The 19,882-nt window shown below is 63.0% G+C and carries 21 protein-coding genes and 1 tRNA gene; 12 read left to right on the top strand and 10 right to left on the bottom strand.

Going from position 1 to position 19,882, the window contains the following annotated elements; translation table 11 throughout:
• Position 1: 1 nt before the first annotated feature.
• Together M9921_10110 and M9921_10105 are read right to left on the bottom strand one after the other, a co-directional pair.
• Positions 2-295, bottom strand: a complete 294-nt coding sequence (locus M9921_10110) for a hypothetical protein (GenBank protein MCO5297198.1) — start codon at positions 293-295, stop codon at positions 2-4.
• A 715-nt stretch (positions 296-1,010) separates the two neighbouring features.
• Positions 1,011-1,454: a hypothetical protein gene (locus M9921_10105; GenBank protein MCO5297197.1), complete on the bottom strand. Its 444-nt coding sequence runs from the start codon at positions 1,452-1,454 to the stop codon at positions 1,011-1,013.
• Between the two features lie 39 nt (positions 1,455-1,493).
• Between M9921_10105 and M9921_10100 the strand changes: the two genes are divergently transcribed.
• A complete protein-coding gene (locus M9921_10100) occupies positions 1,494-2,051 on the top strand; it encodes a hypothetical protein (GenBank protein ID MCO5297196.1) in 558 nt (185 codons plus the stop codon).
• Here the strand turns inward: M9921_10100 and M9921_10095 are convergent.
• From M9921_10095 to M9921_10085, 3 genes are all read right to left on the bottom strand, one after another.
• Positions 2,023-3,120: a radical SAM protein gene (locus M9921_10095; GenBank protein MCO5297195.1), complete on the bottom strand. Its 1,098-nt coding sequence runs from the start codon at positions 3,118-3,120 to the stop codon at positions 2,023-2,025. The two genes, M9921_10100 and M9921_10095, sit on opposite strands and share 29 nt — an antisense overlap.
• Before the next feature lie 17 nt (positions 3,121-3,137).
• Positions 3,138-3,323 (bottom strand): hypothetical protein, encoded by a 186-nt coding sequence (locus M9921_10090; GenBank protein MCO5297194.1) that lies wholly within the window; start codon positions 3,321-3,323, stop codon positions 3,138-3,140.
• A 537-nt stretch (positions 3,324-3,860) separates the two neighbouring features.
• A complete protein-coding gene (locus tag M9921_10085; GenBank protein ID MCO5297193.1) occupies positions 3,861-4,436 on the bottom strand; it encodes a hypothetical protein in 576 nt (191 codons plus the stop codon).
• Positions 4,437-4,630: 194 nt separating this feature from the next.
• Here M9921_10085 and M9921_10080 point away from each other — a divergent pair, with 194 nt between their 5' ends.
• Positions 4,631-4,933 carry a transposase gene (locus M9921_10080; GenBank protein MCO5297192.1) on the top strand — a complete coding sequence of 101 codons (303 nt, stop codon included), beginning with the start codon at positions 4,631-4,633 and terminating at the stop codon, positions 4,931-4,933.
• A 77-nt stretch (positions 4,934-5,010) separates the two neighbouring features.
• Positions 5,011-5,901, top strand: a complete 891-nt coding sequence (locus M9921_10075; GenBank protein MCO5297191.1) for a DDE-type integrase/transposase/recombinase — start codon at positions 5,011-5,013, stop codon at positions 5,899-5,901.
• 220 nt (positions 5,902-6,121) lie between these two features.
• On the opposite strand, the gene M9921_10070 is transcribed toward M9921_10075, so the two are convergent.
• Both M9921_10070 and M9921_10065 read right to left on the bottom strand, forming a co-directional pair.
• Positions 6,122-7,039, bottom strand: a complete 918-nt coding sequence (locus M9921_10070) for a tyrosine-type recombinase/integrase (protein MCO5297190.1) — start codon at positions 7,037-7,039, stop codon at positions 6,122-6,124.
• A 56-nt stretch (positions 7,040-7,095) separates the two neighbouring features.
• A tRNA-Met gene (locus tag M9921_10065) sits at positions 7,096-7,172 on the bottom strand.
• 60 nt (positions 7,173-7,232) lie between these two features.
• Between M9921_10065 and M9921_10060 the strand changes: the two genes are divergently transcribed.
• The gene (locus tag M9921_10060; GenBank protein MCO5297189.1) at positions 7,233-9,422 is read left to right on the top strand and encodes a hypothetical protein; all 2,190 of its coding nucleotides are present in this window, start codon (positions 7,233-7,235) and stop codon (positions 9,420-9,422) included.
• Positions 9,423-9,430: 8 nt separating this feature from the next.
• On the opposite strand, the gene M9921_10055 is transcribed toward M9921_10060, so the two are convergent.
• Positions 9,431-10,129, bottom strand: coding sequence for a hypothetical protein (locus M9921_10055; GenBank protein ID MCO5297188.1), 699 nt, complete (start codon positions 10,127-10,129; stop codon positions 9,431-9,433).
• A gap of 253 nt (positions 10,130-10,382) precedes the next feature.
• Between M9921_10055 and M9921_10050 the strand changes: the two genes are divergently transcribed.
• The 4 genes from M9921_10050 (at position 10,383) to M9921_10035 (ending at position 14,293) form a co-directional block, all read left to right on the top strand.
• The gene (locus M9921_10050; GenBank protein ID MCO5297187.1) at positions 10,383-11,798 is read left to right on the top strand and encodes a hypothetical protein; all 1,416 of its coding nucleotides are present in this window, start codon (positions 10,383-10,385) and stop codon (positions 11,796-11,798) included.
• A 138-nt stretch (positions 11,799-11,936) separates the two neighbouring features.
• Positions 11,937-12,722 carry a ParA family protein gene (locus M9921_10045; protein MCO5297186.1) on the top strand — a complete coding sequence of 262 codons (786 nt, stop codon included), beginning with the start codon at positions 11,937-11,939 and terminating at the stop codon, positions 12,720-12,722.
• Complete coding sequence (locus M9921_10040) at positions 12,707-13,549, top strand: ParB/RepB/Spo0J family partition protein (protein ID MCO5297185.1); 843 nt, start codon at positions 12,707-12,709, stop codon at positions 13,547-13,549. The genes M9921_10045 and M9921_10040 overlap by 16 nt, the downstream gene beginning before the upstream one ends.
• A gap of 267 nt (positions 13,550-13,816) precedes the next feature.
• Entirely contained in the window at positions 13,817-14,293 is a 477-nt protein-coding gene (locus tag M9921_10035) for a hypothetical protein (GenBank protein MCO5297184.1), read from the top strand.
• Between the two features lie 72 nt (positions 14,294-14,365).
• Here M9921_10035 and M9921_10030 read toward each other — a convergent pair whose 3' ends face one another.
• Positions 14,366-15,547, bottom strand: coding sequence for a hypothetical protein (locus tag M9921_10030; protein MCO5297183.1), 1,182 nt, complete (start codon positions 15,545-15,547; stop codon positions 14,366-14,368).
• A gap of 119 nt (positions 15,548-15,666) precedes the next feature.
• Between M9921_10030 and M9921_10025 the strand changes: the two genes are divergently transcribed.
• The 4 genes from M9921_10025 to M9921_10010 all read left to right on the top strand — a co-directional run bounded on the left by M9921_10025 (position 15,667) and on the right by M9921_10010 (position 19,129).
• Positions 15,667-16,692: an isocitrate/isopropylmalate dehydrogenase family protein gene (locus M9921_10025; protein ID MCO5297182.1), complete on the top strand. Its 1,026-nt coding sequence runs from the start codon at positions 15,667-15,669 to the stop codon at positions 16,690-16,692.
• A gap of 2 nt (positions 16,693-16,694) precedes the next feature.
• Entirely contained in the window at positions 16,695-17,594 is a 900-nt protein-coding gene (gene rfbD / locus M9921_10020) for a dTDP-4-dehydrorhamnose reductase (protein MCO5297181.1), read from the top strand.
• A gap of 83 nt (positions 17,595-17,677) precedes the next feature.
• Entirely contained in the window at positions 17,678-18,256 is a 579-nt protein-coding gene (locus M9921_10015) for a hypothetical protein (GenBank protein ID MCO5297180.1), read from the top strand.
• Between the two features lie 66 nt (positions 18,257-18,322).
• Positions 18,323-19,129: a hypothetical protein gene (locus M9921_10010; GenBank protein MCO5297179.1), complete on the top strand. Its 807-nt coding sequence runs from the start codon at positions 18,323-18,325 to the stop codon at positions 19,127-19,129.
• 48 nt (positions 19,130-19,177) lie between these two features.
• Here the strand turns inward: M9921_10010 and uppS are convergent, their stop codons facing one another.
• Positions 19,178-19,882, bottom strand: coding sequence for a polyprenyl diphosphate synthase (gene uppS / locus M9921_10005; GenBank protein MCO5297178.1), 705 nt, complete (start codon positions 19,880-19,882; stop codon positions 19,178-19,180).

The following is a 19,882-nucleotide window of genomic DNA, read 5'->3' as shown; positions in this document are numbered from 1 at the left end:
TCTAGTCCGCAGCATAAGGCGGTTCGTCATAGTTGTTTTCGATCGAGGCAATGAGTAGGGAAGCCCGTCTTCGAGCGGCCCGAAACGGCAGCCAACGAAGCTGCTGGCGGATCTGGTCGTGCGGGTAGCTGGAAACAAGACTCTCGGCCTTACGGACACCAATTCCCACCTGCACCAGTTCGAGCACCAATTCGTCTCGCTCGCTCAGAGAGGCATCGTCTGGGGAGAGCCCTTTGGTTGATCGGCGCCGGCGAGGTCTGGGTAGCATCTCCGAGATCGGGCGAAGCTCGTTCATGGTCGGCCTCCGCCGGCGGCTAGCCAGATCAGGATCAGGAACAAGATGCCCAGGCCCACAGCGACGAGCGCTGCCTGAGTCAGGCTAGAGGCTGACTCGCCATTTGGAGCTGTGCTGAGCCGGGGCACCCTTCGTTGTTTGCCGAGGCCGTCGAAGTTGTTTCGCTGGAGAGAGCGGGCAACTCGGAGGGAGTTCAGTGAACGAAAGAACGACTCGTCAAGGCGGGGTCCGTCTGGCGAGTCCTCGACTCCCAAACCATGGACGATCATCGAATCGGCCAGATCGGACCGAGATGCCAACTGAATCGGGCGGCCGGGATACTCTTCGGACACTGTGATGGACTTCCTTGACAGTGTCGAGTTCGTCAAGATCAGGCCGGCCGGTAAGTTTTGGCGAAGCATGAACCCCCAGAGTTCGTCGACAACCCGTCGTTGAATCGGAGAGCGCCAGTGCCGAACTTGGATCGCCACCCTCACACGGGATCCAGGCATCTGGGCGATGAAGTCTGCTCCGCCCCTGGACCGTCGGCCACGGCGGTACCGGCGACCGAGCGATTCGATGTGTCGAAAGCCTTGGGCGCCGAGCCAAAGCAAGGCGAGGCACTGAAACCGGTCAAAGGGGAGATGCTCGAGTTGTGCTTCCAGATCTAATAATGCGCTGTTGCTGTTGCGGCTGCTGCTGCTGCTGTCGCTCCTGCGAGCGTGCCTGAGAGCTCTCATTGCGTGCCAACCTCTTCATCGGTCTTCGAAGCGATTTGGAACTCTTCGACGTCGCCGGTCCAGTGGCCCGGAACGATGTCGTCGTGTTCGGTTCGTCTTGAGCCGTCATCGCGAAAGATGCAGTCCGGCAGGCAGCCGTGGCAGCCGCAGAGCCTGCAAACAGAGAGGGTGGGATAAGTTCCATCGGGTGAAAACACCTCATCGGGGTGGAGCCTGCGGCCCAGGTGATGCTCAAGGCACTTGACGACGCGGCGAGCCGTGATATACATGGGATTGCCCAGCCCGCGGATTAGGTGACTGATCGTGGACTTGGCGACGCCAGCGTCATGGGCAAGCCTGGAGGTTCCGCGGAAACTGTAGCGGGTGATGTGCACCATGATGGCGGCGATTCGGTTGTGGGATATCGTGGCAGCGCTCGCGCTGCGGTTGGGACTTGTCATCTCTGACCGCAGCGTAAGCGCTTCCAAGATCGCTGGCAAATGGAGTTCGGAGGACCGATCGGCGACCGGCCTTTACAAGCTTGGTCACCTTGCTACAATGCCAATCTGAAAGGAGGCCGGATCGCCTCACCCACCGCCCAACTCCTACGTGAGCTCCAAAGTCAGAACAAATATCTCTTCCACGGCTCAGACACAATCACCGATTTGCTCGAGCCTGCCTTCACGCGCAATCACGGTGGAAGGGCGCGACCCCAGCGCGTCTTCGCCACGGAGTTCGCGATCATCGCCGTCTTTCACGCACTGGCTAGGACCGCCAAGCGAGTGGATGGCAACCAGAGAGGTAAGAAACATGGCTTCACGGTCGGCAAAGGCGGAATCACGCTTCGGGCCGAACCCAACCTGTTCGAGGCGATGAGGGCCTTGCGCCAGCCGACCAACATCTATCTACTCAAGAAGAACGACTTTGAGCAGAAGGACCCCATGGAATGGATTGCCAATGTGCCCATCGAGCCTCTTGCGGTCGTCTTCGCCAGCGGCCAGGATCTCGATGGCCTGATTGGCGATGGCGTCAAGCTGAAACTACTCGCAGCGGCCTAAGACCAGGATTTGCGCCGAGGATCGCTTCGAGCCTCGACTCGACGTGCCGAAACACGGTCTTTCTCGCTTCGCAAAAGTGGAGCTTGCCATCCACGCGATGGTGGGTGCAGCCGTTGTGACAGACTTGGAGGAACCGACACTCCCTACAATCTTGCGGAAGACTCTGGGTTGTTTGGCAATGCCGAGTGTATGGCTCTTGCTCGAGGATCTCGCCAAGTGGTGAGTCGCGCAGGTTGCCAAGCCTTGGCGCATCCGTCAAGCGCTCGCACGGAAAGACATCGCCGTTGCTGCCGACATTGATAAACCGCTCGCAGGTGCCGGCATGGTGGCAGCTCCTGACCGGCAGGCCGAGCAAGCCCTGAACCAAGATGTCGAATTCGCGAATCCTTAAGCCTCGGTCATTTCGCTCAAGCCAGAGGTCGAAGATCCGACATTGGAACTCGGCGTACTGCTCGTTCGTGATCGAGAAGGGGAGCGGCTTGCCGTCTGGCCCACGCTCGAACACCATGTTGAAGCCGAAGCTCGTGATGCCGTTGTCGACGAAGAACCGAAAGATCTCGTCGGCTGCATGGACGTTGGCGCTGCTGATCGTGGCGATGACGGAGAACTTGAGGCCCAGCTCTCGAGCTTGGACCAGGTTTGCCATGATCCGATCATGGGAGCCTCGGCCTCTTCGATTGACACGGAACGCGTCGTGCAACTCTTTTTGACCATCCAGACTGATGCCGACCTTGAAGTCGTTCTCAAAGAAGAACCGGACCCAGGCGGGTGAGAGGAGGGTTCCATTCGTTTGGATGACGTTCTTGACCCTGTTCTCAGCCATGAACAGCTTTTGGAGCTTGAGAGCGGATTGGAAGAACTCGACGCCGGCCAGAAGGGGTTCGCCCCCGTGCCAGATGAACTGGTACGAGCCCGAGTCGTCTGCTATGGCATAGTCCCGGACAAGTTTCTCAAGCAAGTCGAGGGTCATCACCTCGATCTTTGTCTGATCGAGCGGATTGAACCAGCAATAGCGGCACTTGAGGTTACACGCTATACCGACCGCCTTGATAATCGGGACGATCCGCATGGGGTGCTCAGTTGCTCCTAGTCGTGATCGTCATCGTCTGTGTCCTCATGGTCGTCGCTGTCGAGCCAGTCGTCCCAGGCGGTTGACGATCCGCTGCGCTTGAGCCTGCGGGCAATGACGCCCTGAATCGCTTCCTCACCGACCTTGATCTGGTCGCCATCGCGATCGGGAGTGACGGCTTTTGAAGACTTGTGTCGATCCATGGTGCCTCCAGAGACATGGTACGGCGCGTTGTCGCAAGAACCAAGGGTTTGTTTCTTAGGTGCGTTCCCTTGCTGGGGCACAGAGACTCTCCGTTTGCCGGGAACGTGGCCGACCCGTGCCAGACGACTCCGTCCAAGCTCCCGGGTCCCCCTGCATAACCAGCTCTTGCATTACCGGGCTCTTCTGCCGTAGAGTTGTATCAGCAACGAGAACGGACTAGCCTGAAGTGTGGTGAGTTGGTCCAAACGGAATCTTGCCGACCGGAGAGGGTGATGAAGATGGACCTGAATTCTGAACGCGTACAAAATAAGGTCAGCCGGAGGGGTCTCCTCGGGGCCCTGATCCTCGCACCGGCGGCTGTCCTTGGCCTGCTGTTGAATCGAGACAAGGTTTCTCCACCTACCAAGCAGGGTGGGGAAGGAGTTTGGGCCACCTTCGTCTATGACAAGAATTGTCAGTTGGTGGAAGTCCGACGCGAACCCAGTAAGAAGGCATCCTCAAAGGCAACGGTCTGACCGAGTTCCCCTCTGCGCTGGTCAACGTGGGTTCCGCCTCTTGACGATCCGTCGAGGTAGTTGTTGCTTGCTGGAAAGCGCGTTGCGGACCAATGATGCGACGATGGGGCTGACATTGACGAGTTTGCGCTCGTTGGCCCTTGCGAACTCGGCGGCATAGACACCGGATCGGAAATCGAAGGTGTGGCAGCTGCCATTGGATCCCAGATACCGAACCGATCGGGTCACGCCGTGGCAACGAGGAGAGGTGCCTCGGCGGACCACCAGGTCAAGAAGCCAGAACACAGCGGCGCTAGAGGCAATTAGAGAAAGGGTTACTTCCCACCCGAAACTCGGTCGCTGACTGGTGATGAACCCGAATGCCCCACCGGCGACGGAGAGCGCAAGCATGATGATGCCAAACAAGTAAAGGCGGTCCGCAGCCTTGATGTGGCGCTTGCAGGCCTTACAGTGTGGGATGTCCCATGTCCAACCAGCAGTCCTTGCCAGCTTGTTCTTCTCGGCACCGCTAACCGTCACGTAGGTGAGGGGAAAGCCGCCGCAACAGGCGCACGAAGGGGGAAACGCGAACTGCCTGCCCGAAAGACTGATCCTCATTTCTTCTCTCGTACATGCAGCGAGGTCGGTGCGCAATTCACGTTCGGTTGATCATACGTTCTTTGCCTTCCACGCCTATACAGGCTGCGCTCCAAAGAAGACAGCCCTTGTATTGCCCAAGTCGAGATGAGACAGTTTGCCTTCCCAGCTAACTGACGCCCGAGAGGGCAAAATGAAGCAAGGCAGGTGCAAGGATGTCGAAGGACTCGAGGCGGCGCTGGACGGCGCAGCAGAAATTGGCGATCGTGGACGAGGTGCGCAAGGGGGGCGCGTCGGTGAGCGGCGTGTGCCGCAAGCACGACATTGCCCCGACGCTGTTCTACGAGTGGGAGAACAAGATCAAACAGGCGGCGGTGGAGGCCCTGACTCCCCAGAAGCAACGCCGCCCCCAATCGAAGGATCCAACGAATGCGGAGGCGGAGATCCAGCGACTCAAGGGGATCATCGCGGAGATTGCGGAGGAGAACCTGAAGCTAAAAAAGGGGCTCTGGCCCTAGCTCCTGGAAGCTGCAAAACCGCCGAGCAGCGCTCCCGCATCGTCGAGGCGGTCCAGCTCGCGAGGAAGCGCACTCATATGCCTGTGCGCAAGATCTTGGAGCAGATCGGGGTTCCCGCCGCCAGCTACTATCGCTATCGGCGCAAGGCCGAACCGGCTCCGCGGGGACCGCGCGGCAAGCGGGTGCCGGCACCCACTCCGGACGAGAAGCGGCTGGTGTGCGAGCACGCCTCCAAGGAGCCGTTCACAGGCTACAAACGGCTGGGCGACCGCCTGGCAAACGACGAGATCGTCGGCCTCAAGCGGTACCAGGTTCTGGACGTCCTTCGCGAGGAAGGTTTGGTGAAACCCGATCCTCCGCGCGATCCGACGCTGAACCGGCCCGCTCCTGCGGACCGCCCCAACCAGATCTGGCACATCGACCTCATGTACGTGAGGCTGTCGGGGCGCTGGATGTATCTGGTGGACATCATCGACGCATACAGCCGCTTCTTGGTGCACTGGACGCTCAACCCGACGATGGAGGACTTCACCGTGACGATGACCACGCTCGAGGCCCTGGAGATGCAGGGCTTTCCGAAGGTCGCGATCGTGCGCGACCGCGGCTCCCAGTTCCAGAGCAAGGAGTGGGCGGCGTTTGTGCGATACCACGAGATCCGCGACGTGCGAACGCGCGTGGCGCACCCAGAATCCAACGGCCTGATCGAGCGGCTTCACCGTAGCCATCGTCGCGAGGCTCTCGTGAGCACCGACGATTGGAGCGTCGAGCGCGCCAACCAGGAGATGCAGGACTGGGCGCGAATCTACAACTGGGAACGGCCGCATGGGAGCCTCCAAGGACTTCCGCCGGCCGTCTACCACTACGGCGATCCCGAAGCGGCCCTGGCGCAACGGGAAGCCTACGTGCGCGCATCCGCCGAAGCGCGTGCGGACTACTGGCGGCGGAACGAGACGGCAGGTGTCAGTTAGAAGCGAGGGGCGTTTGTCTCACTTCGTTCTGGGCAATACACATGTTCGTTCTTCCGTCCTTGCCAATCCGTGTGGGTATCCGTACAAACAATGAGGGGCTGGAGAAATCCAGGATAAACCCCACTTGAAGTGGCGTCGTTTCCTGGCTTCTCCAGCCCTCGTTTCGTCCCTATGATACACCCGATTTCCAGGCGTCGGGACGGTTCCTTGAGAATCAGGCTCAGTTCGAGGTTGAGATCCCCGATACGGGGCTGTTGAGCCTGTGGGACTCGAGGTAATCGACCTGGGTTTGCTGGAGGTACCGCTTCAAGACCGTGAGGTCGGAGTGCCCGAGGAGATACTGGACGCTGAAGACGTCGGCCCCATTTCGAAGCATCATCAACGCACACGTCCTCCGGAACTTGTGCGGATGCACGTGGAGACCGGTGCGTTCTCCGATTCTCCCGAGGATCTGACTCACGCCATTACGCGTGAGCGCTCCACGAGCTCCGCACCAGAGGGGCTCTCCAGCTTGACCGCGTCGCAAGCGGGAGTACTGGAGAAACGACCTCAGGCTCGTGGGCGAGAGTTGGCAGACACGCTCCTTATGGCCCTTGCCCGTCACCTTGAATCTCCCTGTAGCCTGATCGAGGTCACCCACCTTCATTCCTAACAGTTCGCTGACGCGCAAACCGGAATCGAGTAGCGTCAAGATGATGGCTCGGTCCCTCACTTGGACCGGGCTCTTGCCCGAAGTGGCCTTGAGCAAGGTCTTGATCTCGTCCAAGGTGAACGCCGGGAGGATCGTCTTGTCCAACTTCGGCATCGGGACGTTGTCCATCGGGCTCTTCGCCAAGGAACCCTCAGAAACGAGGAAGTGCAGGAAGGCCCGGATGTCCGAAGCAATGCCGTGGACGGTCTTGGGCTTGAACCTCTGTTGGAGATCTCCGAGGAAGATCCGGATGGATCTAGCATCGAGTTCGTCCACGTTGGCCTTACCCAACCCCTTCGTGAAGGTCGCCAAGTGGTTGAGCGAGGTCCTGTAATGAAGGATCGTGTGGGGAGAGTGCCTGCAGCTTTCGTGATGCAGGATGAAGTCTTCGATCTGGAGATCGAGATTGAGTTCAGCCGAGTGCTGAACCGTGTTGTCAAATACCATTTCAGATTTGCCTCTCAAGGTTGTTTGAGGCCGAATCTGAGTTCAAGAGAGAGTTCTGGTAGCGGAGGGCGGACTTGAACCGCCGACACCACGGGTATGAACCGTGTGCTCTAACCAACTGAGCTACTCCGCCGAACGGGCCTATTATGGCTGTGTCTGCGTGGGTGGTGCAATGGGCGTTCATACTCAACGCATGCTCGCTCTGGTCACGCTCCTTCTCCTGCAGCCGCAGGCACCCATCGCCCAACTGGACGCTTTGGCGCAGAAGCGCGATGTTGCCGGGTTGGCAAAGTGGAGTTCGCCGGCGGTGGTCGCGTCCAAGGCGCTCGACTTCCTCAAGCACAACGGCGCGTACGACACCGGCCGCTTCGGGTGGCGTGCGATCGAACTGAAGGATGCGGCGGGGCCGGGCGTGTTCGTGGTGTTCTCCACCAAGCTCACCAGCGAGGACATCGGCGAACAGGTGTTCCGGTGGCGCAACGGGAAGCTCGACGCCTCCGTCCCCGAGCTCGATTCCCTTGGATTCCGGGTCGAACGCCACGACCTGGACGTCCGGTTCGATCTGCCTGCGAAGAAGGCGATCGTCACCGATACGGCCACCTTCCGCAGGGAGAAGGGAAGCGGAGGCAGCTTCCTCGTCCGCATGTGTCCGTGGTTCCGCGTCGGCGCGGTCGCGGATGCCAAGGGGAAGCCCGTGCGGTTCGCCCAAGCCGGCGGCGTGGTGTCGCTGCCCGCGCCCACAGGAAACGCGCCCTTTACCTACACCCTGCGCTATGCGGGCGTGGTGGACCTGCCCCGCTACGCGGGCAGCGTGAGCGACAAAGAGGTCCTGTTGGCCAACGACTACTGGTACCCCATGATCGCCAGGCAGGCCTCGCCGTACTCCGTCACCGTGCATCACCCCAAAGATTGGATAGCCGTGGCGCAGGGCGAACGGGTCTCCATCGTCGAGGGCGCGAACGAGAAGGTCACGAAGTGGCGCATGGACCTTCCCATCGTCTACTTCAGCCTTTCGGCGGCCCCCTTCAAAGAGTATCGCCAGACGATCCGAGGCCACGTGTACAGCGTCTGGAGCATGGTGATGGAGCCCGAGGAGATGAAGCTCCAGACCGAGCTGTTCGCGCCGGTGTTCGAGTTCTACGAACGCTCCTTTGGGAAGTCGCCATTCAACGGCTACGGGGCCGTGGTGAGCGACGTCTACGGCGGCGGGGCGCTGGAGGCCTACAGCTATGCCACGTACGGCACCGGCTGGTTGCCGGACCAGGACGCGCACGAGCCCGCCCACACATGGTGGGGCGGGATGATCCCCAACACGTACCTGCGCTCGCTGTGGAACGAGAGCTTCGCCGTGTTCAGCGACGGACTGTTCCATCGGGAAGGTGGTGCGGGCGATCGCGAGGCGAAACGCCTCGCCTTTGTTCAGGACGCGGAGCCCAATCCCGCCTACTTGACCGCCTCCTGCGCCGATGGGGGCGCTTCGGTCGGCCCCGCGGCGAGTGCGCTGGGCTACGGCAAGGGCGGCATGGTGCTCCAGATGCTCGAGAACGAGATCGGCACCGACAAGATGGTCGAGGCGTGCCGCACTTGGGTGGCCCGGCACAAGCGGCCGCAAGTCGGCGAGTGGGAGGATTTCGAGAAGGTGGTCGCCCAGGTTGCAGGCGACCACAAATGGTTCTTCGACCAGTGGATTCGCCGCACCGGATGGGCCGATTTCGACGTGACCGATGTGCGCTGGGACGGCTCGGCGGTTGTCGGAAACGTGGTGTTCAAGGGTCCGGGATACCGGCTGACGCTCGAGACAATGCTGGAGTCCCCCCTCGGCGCGCGGAGGTTCACGCGGGTCGTCGTCCCGGCCGCGGGCGGAACGATCCGCATCCCGGCTGCAGACAAGCCGGCGCTCGTCTCGTTCGACCCCTGGCAGCGGCTGCTGCGGCGGGCCGAAGCGGACGAGACACCGGTCCAGCTCCGCAACCACATGCCCAACAAGCGGTATCGCGATCCGGCGCACCCCGATTGGATGGCCGAGCTTGGCGGACGGCGAAGCGGTCCGGGGCTCAAGGAACTCCCCGAGGACCTCTCGGACACCCTGATCATCGGTTCGCCGGAATCGTTGCCCGCGATGGGCGCCCTCTGCGCCAAGGCGGGTTTCGTCGTGGCGGGGAACAAGCTCACGTGGAACGGGACGACCGTGGACCTCGATCGCGGCGGCGCGATGGCCGTCGTGGACCTTGGCAGCGGGAAGACGTGCACGATCGCCCTGGGCAAGACGCGTCTGGCCCCGGAGACTGGGCGGGCCCGTCTCGCGCTGTTCGACGAGAACGGCCGGTTTCTGGCGGGTGTGACCGAGCCGAAGACGGGCGGGTTCTTGACGGCGAGGTTGTGAGCCGGACGTCAGCCCACGATGCGGACATATCGAAACCTCCCGGCGACCAGGAACGAGTCCCCAGCGTCGGACACCGACGCGGTGTTCCGCATGTCAAACGTGACCTTCTCGCCGTCGATCTCGGTGTAGCGGATATTGAGCGAAGTGCCGTGCACCTCCCACTTGCCGCGGGATTCGGCCCGGGAGCCGATGGAGCGGAAGAGGAAGGTCCCATCCTTCTTCAGCTCGAATCGGGTGCCCTTGTCGCCGTCCAGAACCCAACTCCCTACAAACAACTCCGTCAACGACCGTTCGAACCCGAGTCCTTCGAGCGTCAGTCGTCCGACTCCGTCGATCGTGCCGCGGGCGGCGGCGGGCCACCCTTCCGGCCAAGGGTCGTTGGGGCGAAGGCGCTCAAGCAGGAACTCGTTGCCTCGGATCTCGTACTTGCCCTGGAAGACGGCCTTGCGCGACCCTTGGGCCACGTAGCGGAAGGTCCCTTCGGGTTGGAACGAAATCTCAGCCGTCACCGAGCCTAGGTTGACTTGGTCCGCGATTCGTTGCAAGTCGTCGGTGAGCAGGAGCTTCCAGGTTCCAGACAGGGAGACGGGGCGAATCGAGGAAGGGCCCGCCAACGGTACGGGTACGGGTCCTTGCGCCGAAGCGACCCCCCCAAGGGAAAGGGCCGCGAGCAAGGCGAGGAAGAAGGGGGGCTGATGACGTTTCATGGTTCTCTCCGGGGCGCGCCGCAACGTCCGTCCAAAGGGTGCGTTCCACGCCTTGCTCCGGAATCGCATGCGGGCAATTGCCGGTTTCTTGCTCCCACCAACCACCAACCAACAACCGTGCAGAGACTCTTCCTGAGGTTTGTTCCACATTCCGCCGAAGATTCCACACAGAGCGCGCGACAAGAGGTTGCGCCAGTCTGGGAAGGATGGAGACGAACCCTTGAGTCTGAGAATCAACACCAACATTTCTGCGATGAACGCCTTGCGCCATCTGCAGAACACGTCGGATGAGATGGCCGGCGTCGTGGGTCGCCTTGCGACGGGCTTGCGCATCAACAGCGCGGCCGACGACCCCGCGGGTCTGATCGTCAGCGAAGGCATGCGCACGCAGATCAAGGGCATCGAGCAGGCCGTCCGCAATTCGCAGGACGCCGTCAACATGTCCAAGACCGCGGAAGGGGCCCTCGAAGAGATCCAGCGCCTGATTCGCGACATGCGCGGCCTCGCGGTCTACTCCGCGAACACGGCGGTCGTCGATACGGCGACCCTCCAGGCGAACCAGACGCAGATCCGATCGTCGCTCCAGTCCATCGACCGCATCGCGAACCAGACCCAGTTCGGCACGAAGAAGCTGCTCGACGGGACCGCCGGCGCGCTGGCCAACGTGACCGCGCCCAACCTCGTTTCGAGCATCTACGTGGGCGGCACGTTCAACAACCAGCCTGTGGTGAGCGGCCCGATCACGATGACCCGTGTCACCCAGGGCACGCGCGCCAGCACCACGCTTGGCAACTCCTTCGCAGACGGGAACGCGATCGTGACGACGACGGGTTCGTTCGTGATCAACGGTTACTCGTTCAACTCCAACGGAACCGAGACCGTGCAGACGCTCGTGTCGAAGATCAACGAGATGTCCTCGACGACCGGTGTGACCGCGCAGCTCAGCGGCAGCGGCCCGGTTTCCGTGGTGCTCAACCAGAACACGTTCGGCGCGCAGCACTCGATCACCTATTTCGATCCGCTGAACATCCTGCACAACGCCTCGAGCGCTTCGAGCACGGGTGTGGATGCGGTGTTCGACGTGGCGCTGACGACCACGGGGGGCGTGCAGACGGTGACGTTCACCGGCGGCCGCGGACCCGGCGAGTCGGGCCTTCGCCTGTCGGACAACTACGGCAACAGCCTGCTCCTCACGGAAAACGGAAACAACTCGGCCGCGACTTCGCAGGTCGGCGTTCTCACCGCGTCGGCGGTGCGGTTCCAGATCGGGGGCAACAGCAACCAGTCCGTGCAGTACTCGATGCCGATCGTGTTCGCCAACCGACTGGGGACCGGGGCCGTCACCGGCAAGTCGTTGGCCGACATCGATATCACCACGTCCACCGGCGCGCAAGAGGCGATGCAGATCATCGACGAGGCGGTCCGGCAGTTGGCGCAGCATCGCGGCGAACTAGGGTCGTTCCAGAAGAACTTCCTCGAGTCGAACCTGAGGTCGCTCGGGGTCGCCCAGGAGAACCTGACCGCTTCCGAGAGCCAGATCCGCGATGCGGACGTGGCGTCCGAGGTCACCCAGATGACCCGGCTTCAGATTCTCCAGCAGACGGGTATGTCCGTGTTGGCGCAGGCCAACCAGCAGCCCCAGAACGTGCTGAATTTGCTCCGGGGTTAACGCTTTTCACCCCAACCCTCTCCAAATACTCGCCCTCGCGATTCTCGCGGGGGCTCTTTTTCGTGACGGGAGCCGGGAATCGGGAATCGGGAATCGGGAATCGGGAATCGGGGCTTGACCGGCCATAATGAAGACCTTGTGCCGGTGTGGGGTGTGGTCAATCAGAAAGGGGGCGTCGGGAAGACGACGACGGCGGTCAATCTCGCCGCCGGGCTCGCCGGTCGCGGCCGCAAGACGCTCCTCGTCGACGCCGATCCCCAGGGAAACGCCACCACGGGTCTCGGGGTGGACAAGCAGGCCGTCGAGTCGACGCTTTACGAGGTGCTGTGCGCTTCGGTGGAAGAGCCCGATGGCACCGATGCAGCCGAGAAGGCGCTGGTGCACGTGTCGGAGAATCTGGACCTCATTCCCGCGACGCTCGACCTCGCGGGCGCCGAGCCCGTCCTTCTGGGCGCCGTCGGCAAAGAGCTGATCCTCCGCGACGCCCTTTCGCCCTTGCGCGATCGTTACGAGTGGATCGTGATCGACGCGCCCCCGAGTTTGGGGTTGCTGACGATCAACATTCTCGCCGCCGTGGAGCGGGTGCTGGTGCCGGTGCAGTGCGAGTTCTACGCGTTGGAGGGCCTCAGCCAACTCTTGAAGACCGTGGAGATGGTACGGCGTCGGATCAACCCCGCCCTCGAAGTCGGGCCGGTGCTGCTGACGATGCACGATTCCCGGAACCGGCTCTCGCAGCAGGTGTCGCAAGAGGTTCGGGAGTATTTTGGGGAGAAGGTGGCGGCGGCAGTGATTCCGCGCAACGTTCGGATCAGCGAATCGCCCAGTTTCGGCGAACCGGCGCTGACTCGATTTCCGGATTCGAAGGGTGCGGAGGCGTACCAAGCATTGGTGGACGAGGTGTTGGAAGCATGCGTCGCGCGTTAGGGAAGGGACTCTCACAACTGATCGGCGAGCAGACCGATCCCACGACGGCCGAGGCGCCCCTGGACGCGATCGTGCCGAACTCGCGCCAACCGCGAACGCACTTCGACGACACGGCGCTCGAGGAGCTGGCCGCCTCGATCCGCGAAGTGGGTGTCCTGCAGCCGCTGTTGGTGCGCCCCTTGTCCGAGGGACGCTACGAGCTGATCGCGGGCGAGCGAAGGTTGCGCGCCGCGCAGATGGCGGGCCTCAAGACCGTGCCGATCGTGGTGCGCTCGGCGGGAGCCAAGACCAGCCTCGAACTCGCGCTCATCGAGAACGTCCAGCGGGAAGACATCTCCGCGCTGGAGTGCGCGAAGGCGTACCAGCAGCTGGTCGCGGAGTTTGGTCTCACCCAGGAGCAGATTGCGGACCGGGTGGGCAAGTCCCGGCCCGCCATCGCCAACACCCTGCGCCTCCTGCGCCTCCCCAAGCGGATCCTCGAGGGACTGGAGAAGGGAACGATCTCCGAGGGTCACGCCCGAGCGCTGCTCCAGCTCGACAACGACGCCCAGCGCCTGGCGGTGTTCGACCAGGTGGTGAGCCGCGGGCTCTCCGTGCGGCAGACCGAGGAAGCGTCTCGCCCCAAGACGGCCACCAAGCCGCGCAAGAAGGCCGCGGAGCTTGCGGATGTGGATCCAAGTTGGCGCGCGGTAAGGGAAGCGCTCTCCGAGCGGCTCGGAACCCCCGTGCGCCTCACCGGCGACGAGCGCGGAGGCTCGATCGTCGTTCCGTTCTACTCGGAAGAGGATCTGTCGAGGCTCTGCGACGTGCTGGGCATCGAGCTCTAGGGGGGCCGCCCGCGGAGTGGGTTTCACGCACACGCTGAGGCGCGGGGGAGTTTCACGCAAGGAACGCAAAGGGCGCAAGGGGAGGGGTTTCACGCAGAGGCGCAGAGGCGCGGAGTGGGGCCCTTCCAAGGCCCAAGGCCCAAGGCCCAAGGCCCAAGGCCCAAGGCCTAAGGACGAAGGACGAAGGACCAACAGGGCCTTGACTCCCTTGGCGGCGTTCCTCTATGATAGTAGACACACGTCTATGCACGTGAAGGAGGGAATCCCTTGAGACTTCAAGACTATATGATCGATGCGACGCGGAAGGCGGCCGATGAGGCCTTCCGCTACGCCGCCGCCGTCCCCGAGGACAAGGTGGATTGGGCGCCGTTGGAAGTCGGCCGCTCGGTGCTGGACCAGGCGCGCGAGCTTGCGATGTGCCCCACGTGGTGCCAAGACATCATCGAAGGGAAAGAGCAACCGGAGTGGAACGAGGAGACGTTCGCGGCGATCAAGCGCGAGCAGGAGCAGTGGAAGACCGTGGCCGACTGCAAGGCAGAGTGTGACCGCCGCCTCGAGAGTCTCTTCGCGATGTTCCGGTCGATGCCGGATTCAAAGTTGGCGGAGACGAAGTGGCTGCCCTACGATGGCGGCCGGGACTTCACGATGCCCGAGATGATGGATTATCCGCGGTGGAACTTCGTGTACCACCAAGGCCAGATCGCGTACGTCCAGACGCTGTACGGCGACAAGGAAATGCACTGAGTCGTTTATCGTTGATCGTTTGTCGTCCATCGTCCGGAACGACAAACGACCAACGATCAACGACAAACGACGTTAGTAGTTGAACCGGTTCTGGCTGGTGCCGAACTCGCTGATGAAGTAGGCGTTTCGATCCCGCCGGAGCCGGTAGTAGTGGTACACGCGGTCGTTGCGTCCCCACGGATCCACGTAGTCGTGCCGAGCCAGCACCGTCACCTCGTCGCGATAGGTTCGCACGTCGAGGATATCGTAGCTGAGGGTCCTCGTGGACAGCACGAGGTCGAGATACATGTCGTAGAAGTCGTCGGCGTTCAACGAGTAGGCGAACTGACCCTCGAGGGCGATGTCGATCCGACCGCGATAGGGCACCAGGCGTCCGATGGCGCGCCGGTCGCTGCGCTCGAAGGCGCTCACCAGGTCATCCAACGCGTAGTCGAGGTCGGAGCGGGTCGAGCCGTATCCGTATCCGTAGTTGTCGCCGTATCGCGCCGGACGCGACCAGTTGTAGACGTTGCCGATGAACACGCACGGCCTCGTGTTGATGACCATGATCCGGTTGTACGACAGGTAGCCCGGCAACTGCGGATAGTAGTACCAGGGCGAGATGACGCACTGGTTGGGAATCGGGTTGAACGAGTAGTACGGGTAGTAGAAGAAGTCGTCGCACCAGCGCGAGTCGTACTGGACGTACCCGGAGCGATACCGGTGGGCGTAGCGGACGTTGTCTTCCCGCCGAACCTGGAACTCGAGCGAACCCGAGCGGACGTCGATGATCGTGCTGCTGCCGCCACGGTACGACTGCGGGTTCGCATTGCGGACGTTGACGTTGTTCACCGTGCCATAGCTGACCCGGCCGCTTCGCGAATCGTCGTTGCGCCGTCCAAGGAGGTCGTCGTTCCCGATGTTTCGGGGCGGAGTCGTGTCGGCTTGGCCGCGATCGATGCGTCCCAGCGGCGGGTTGCCCCGATCGCCCCGGCCCGAATTGCCGACCTGGATCGGCGGATCGTTGCGCTGAGGAGGGTTGCCTCTTGGCGGCGGATCGTTGCGGGGCGGCGCTTTCTGCGGTGGCGAGGAGCGCTGCGGCGGGGCCTTCTCAGGGGGCGAAGATCTCTGCGGAGGCGACTTCTGGGGGGGCGAAGACTTCTGAGGCGGATTCCCCTTCCCCTTGTCTTTGCCGAGAAGCCCACCCTGGGCCATGGAACCCGAGCACAGCATGGCCAGGCACCCGATAATGGCGGTTGTTCGAAGTAGTTTCATGGTCTTCGCCTCGTTGCGATACGTTCATTATAAGGGACGCGCCGGAATTCCCGCGGTTTCGCCCAAGCCATCGTGCCCGCTCATCGCTTGGAAATGGGGAAATCCGCCAGAATCACACGATGACCAAACGGCGTATCGCCCTGCTTCCCGGAGACGGCATCGGACCCGAGATCACCGCGGCGACGGTGGAGATCCTCGAGGCGGTCGGTTTCCAGGCGGATTGGGTCCGCCTCGATGCGGGTTTGGCGGCCATCGAGAAGGGGAAACCTCCCGTCCCGCCCGAGACCATCGATGCGATTCGCGAAATCGGCGTGGCGCTCAAGGGCCCGACCACCACGCCCAGCGGAGGCGGCCACTCCAGCGCCAATGTGACCCTGCGCCGGGCGCTCGACCTCTTCGCCAACGTTCGTCCCGCGCGCACGATCCCGGGAGTCAAGGGCCCGTTCGAGAACAAAGAGATCGACCTCGTCATCGTCCGCGAGAACACGGAGGGGCTCTATTCGGGCATCGAGTTCCAGCCCCATCCCGACATGGCGCAGGCCGTCAAGGTGGTGACGCGGCCGGGATGCCGGCGCCTCGCCAAGTACAGCTTCGACATGGCGATCCGACAGGGCCGCAAACGCGTCACGGCCGTGCACAAGGCCAACATCATGAAGCTCACGGACGGCATGTTCCTCCAGGAGTTCTATGATGTGGCGCGCGATTATTCGAACCTTCAGGTGGACGACGTCATCGTCGACAACTGCTGCATGCAACTGGTCATCCGCCCCGAGCGCTTCGACGTGCTGGTGACCGAGAACCTCTACGGCGACATCGTCAGCGATTTGTGCGCGGGCCTGGTCGGCGGCCTGGGCCTCGCGCCGGGGGCGAACATCGGAACCGACTGCGCGGTGTTCGAGGCCGTGCACGGGTCGGCCCCCGACATCGCCGGGAAGGGAATCGCCAACCCGACGGCCCTGCTGCTGAGCGCCGTTCTCATGTTGCGCCACCTGGGGGAGGCCGACATGGCGGACCGGATCTCGGCGGCCGTACTGCGGGTGTGCAGGGAGTCCAAAACCCTGACCGTCGACTTGGGCGGCCAGGCGACGACGCTTGAATTCGCCCAGGCGGTCATCGCCTACGCCGGGGAAGCGGTGACGAGCTGACGATGGAGAATCCCCTCGCGGTCGTGCTCGTCGGCGCCTCCGGCATGTTGGGGCAAGATGTCGCTCGAGAGTTCGAAGCCAGGGGCTACCGGGTCGAGGCGCCCACGCCCACGCAGCTCGATCTTCGCAACCCCGAATCGGTGGCGCAGATCGCGACCGGGCGCTGGAAGGGAACTTGGTGCGTGAACTGCGCGGCCTACACGCAGGTCGATCGCGCCGAGCAGGAGACGGACCTCGCGATGGAGCTCAACGCCCTCGCTCCCAGCTACTTGGCGCGGGCGTGCACGCTCGCCGGAATGCGCCTGCTGCACGTGAGCACCGACTTCGTGTTCGACGGTCGGTCGAGCGTCCCGTACGACGAAGACGCGCCCACGCATCCCCTGGGCGTGTACGGCCGATCGAAGCGGCTGGGCGAAGAGGCGGTGCTTGCCGCCGACCCCCGTCATCTCGTCGTGCGGACGGCCTGGCTGTACGGGACCGGAGGCCACTCGTTCCCCAAAGCGATCCTCCGGGCTTGGTTGGGCGGCAAGTCCCTTCGCGTCGTGGCCGATCAGATCGGCTCGCCGACCTCGACCGTGGATCTTGCGCGCGTGCTGGCCGATCTTCTCGAGCGGGACCCCGAAGGAGGGGTTCTCCACGCGGTGGGACCGGAGGAACTGAGCTGGCACCAGTTCGCGGTCCTCACCGTGGCCGCCTACGCGAAGATGCTCCAACAGCGCGAAGTCGAGGTCGCGATCGAGCCCATCGAATCGTCGGAGTGGCCCACGGCTGCACCCAGACCGGCGTACAGCGTGTTGTCCACGGAGAAGCTCATCGAGCTTGGGATCGCTCCGATGCGACCGGTTCGCGAGTCGCTCGAGGAGTTCTGCCGCAGGCTCGCCGCAACGATGCAAGTCGGGTGACTCTTGAAGGCCGCCGGAACAATCCGCGCTCGGAGAGGGTTAGAATAGGCATTGGCACGGACTTGTGCCGAGGGAGACGAGGAATGCTAACCACATTATTTGCCACGCTCATCATGCTTGCGCCCGGGCAAGACGCCAAACCGACGATGTGCCCGATCATGGGAGGACCCGCTGCGAAAGAGGGACCGGTGGTCGAATTCGCGGGATCCAAGTACGAGTTCTGCTGCGCGGGTTGCGATGCGACGTTCCAGAAGGACCCGGCAGGCGCCCTTAAAGCGGAGAAGATCCAAGGCAAGACGGTCGGGGTGTTCCTGTTCGACCCCGTGTCCCACCACCGCATCGAGGCGATGAAGGCGAAGGGGATGAGCGAGTTCGGCGGCCAGCGCTACTACTTCGAGACCGCAGCCAACAAGGCCACCTTCGACAAGAACATGAAGAAGTATGCGGCCGTACCGGCCAAGGAGTCCTTGGTCTGCCCGGTGTCCCACGAGACGATCGCCAACTATGACAAGGCGGGTCTCTACGCGGATTTCAACGGGGTGCGCTACTACATCTGCTGCGCCGATTGCGAAGGCTCCTTCAAAGGGAAGGAAGCCGAGTACGCCAAGGGCGTCGCCAAGTCGGTGAAGACGCCCGCCGCGATTCGCGCCGGCGGCAAATAGCCTCCCGGGTCCCGAGCGGGGTGCCTCGACGTTGCACCCCGCTCACCCTCCAATCCGGGCGGCACCATGCGGGTCTTTCTCACCATCGCGTTGCTTGCCGCGTTTGGCCAGGTTCACGCCCGCCCGAAGTTTCTCGCGCTTTTCGTCGAGCATTACAAGGTCTCGGCGGATAGTGCCACCGGCGCGGCGGCGTGCCGCATCTGCCACACGACGCCTCCTCAGCACAACAGCTATGGGCTCGACCTCAAGGCGGCACTTCGCGCGAACAACACGAGAGAGCTGACCGTCGCGATGCTCGCGTCGATCGAGTCGAAGGACTCGGATCAGGATGGCTGGTTGAACGGGGACGAGATTCGTCAGGGCACCCTTCCCGGCGATCCTGAGAGCCATCCGGAAACGCCCCCTTGGGACCCTCCCGCCGATTCGACGACGGTCGCCCCGCCGACTCCGGCCCCAAGGGCCACTCCCAGCGCTCCGCCGCCTCTCATTCCGCCGCACTCGTTCCACCCGGCGCTGGTGCACTTTCCGATCGCCCTCTTCCTGTTCGGAGCGCTCCTCGATGCGCTCGGCGCCGGTCGACGGAACCCGACGCTGCGACAAGCCGGCTTCTGGAACATGGTGGGCGGATCGTTGGCCACGGCGGTCGTGGTGCCCACCGGATTGGCGGCATTCCTTCGACTCGGGTTCAGCTTCGACTTCGTTCGCGTCCACGTGACGCTGGCCTTGGCCGCGACGGCCACGATGGCGGGTGTGGTGCTGTGGCGACGTCGCGGTCCGTTGTCGAGCCGGGGCTATTGGCTGTTGCTGGCCCTGGCTTCGTTTCTGGTGGGAGCGACCGGCCACTTCGGATCGGCCATGGTGTTCGGGGGGTAGGATGGCACGCCCGTCTGGCGGGCGTGGCACCCGGGAATCGGGAATCGGTTACTCCACGACGGCGCCGAACTTGCGCGTGCGTTTGGCGTAGGCCTCGAGAGCGGCTTCCAGCTCCTTTCTGCCGAACTCGGGCCACGGGGTGTCGGTCACGTAGAGTTCGGCGTAGGCGGCCTGCCAGAGCAGGAAGTTGCTCGTGCGCATCTCGCCCGCCGTGCGGATGATCAGGTCGGGCTCCGGATGTTCGGGGTGGTAGAGGCGTTCGGAGATCGCGCCCTCGTCGACGTCCTCTTCCTCCACGCCGTCGTGGATCAACGTGCGCACCGCATCGACGATCTCCGCGCGTCCGCCGTAGTTCACCGCGAGGGTGAAGGTGATCCCTGTGTTGTGGCGGGTGGTCTCGATGCCTTCGCGAAGCGCCTCCTGGAGTCCGGACGGCAGCTCGTGGATCCGCCCGGTCGCCTCGACCCGAACCCCGTTCTGGTGCATCATGCGCAGCTCGTCGCGCGCGGCGCGTTCGATCAGCTTCATGAGGCCGGACACCTCCTCCTCTGGGCGGCGCCAGTTTTCGGCGGAGAAGGCGTACACGGTCAAGTAGCGGATGCCCAGCTCGGAGGCGTCGAGCAGCACGCCTCGCAGCGTCTTGTAGCCTTCTCGATGGCCCAACAGCCTCCCGAGGCCGCGCGACCGCGCCCATCGGCCGTTGCCGTCCATGATGATCCCAACATGCTTGGGGAGAGTGTCGAGTGTCGACAC

This window comes from Fimbriimonadaceae bacterium (assembly GCA_023957775.1).
GTDB lineage: Bacteria > Armatimonadota > Fimbriimonadia > Fimbriimonadales > Fimbriimonadaceae > JAMLGR01.
Note: the sequence above shows the minus strand (reverse complement) of the source record. Positions and strands in the feature narration are given on the sequence as shown.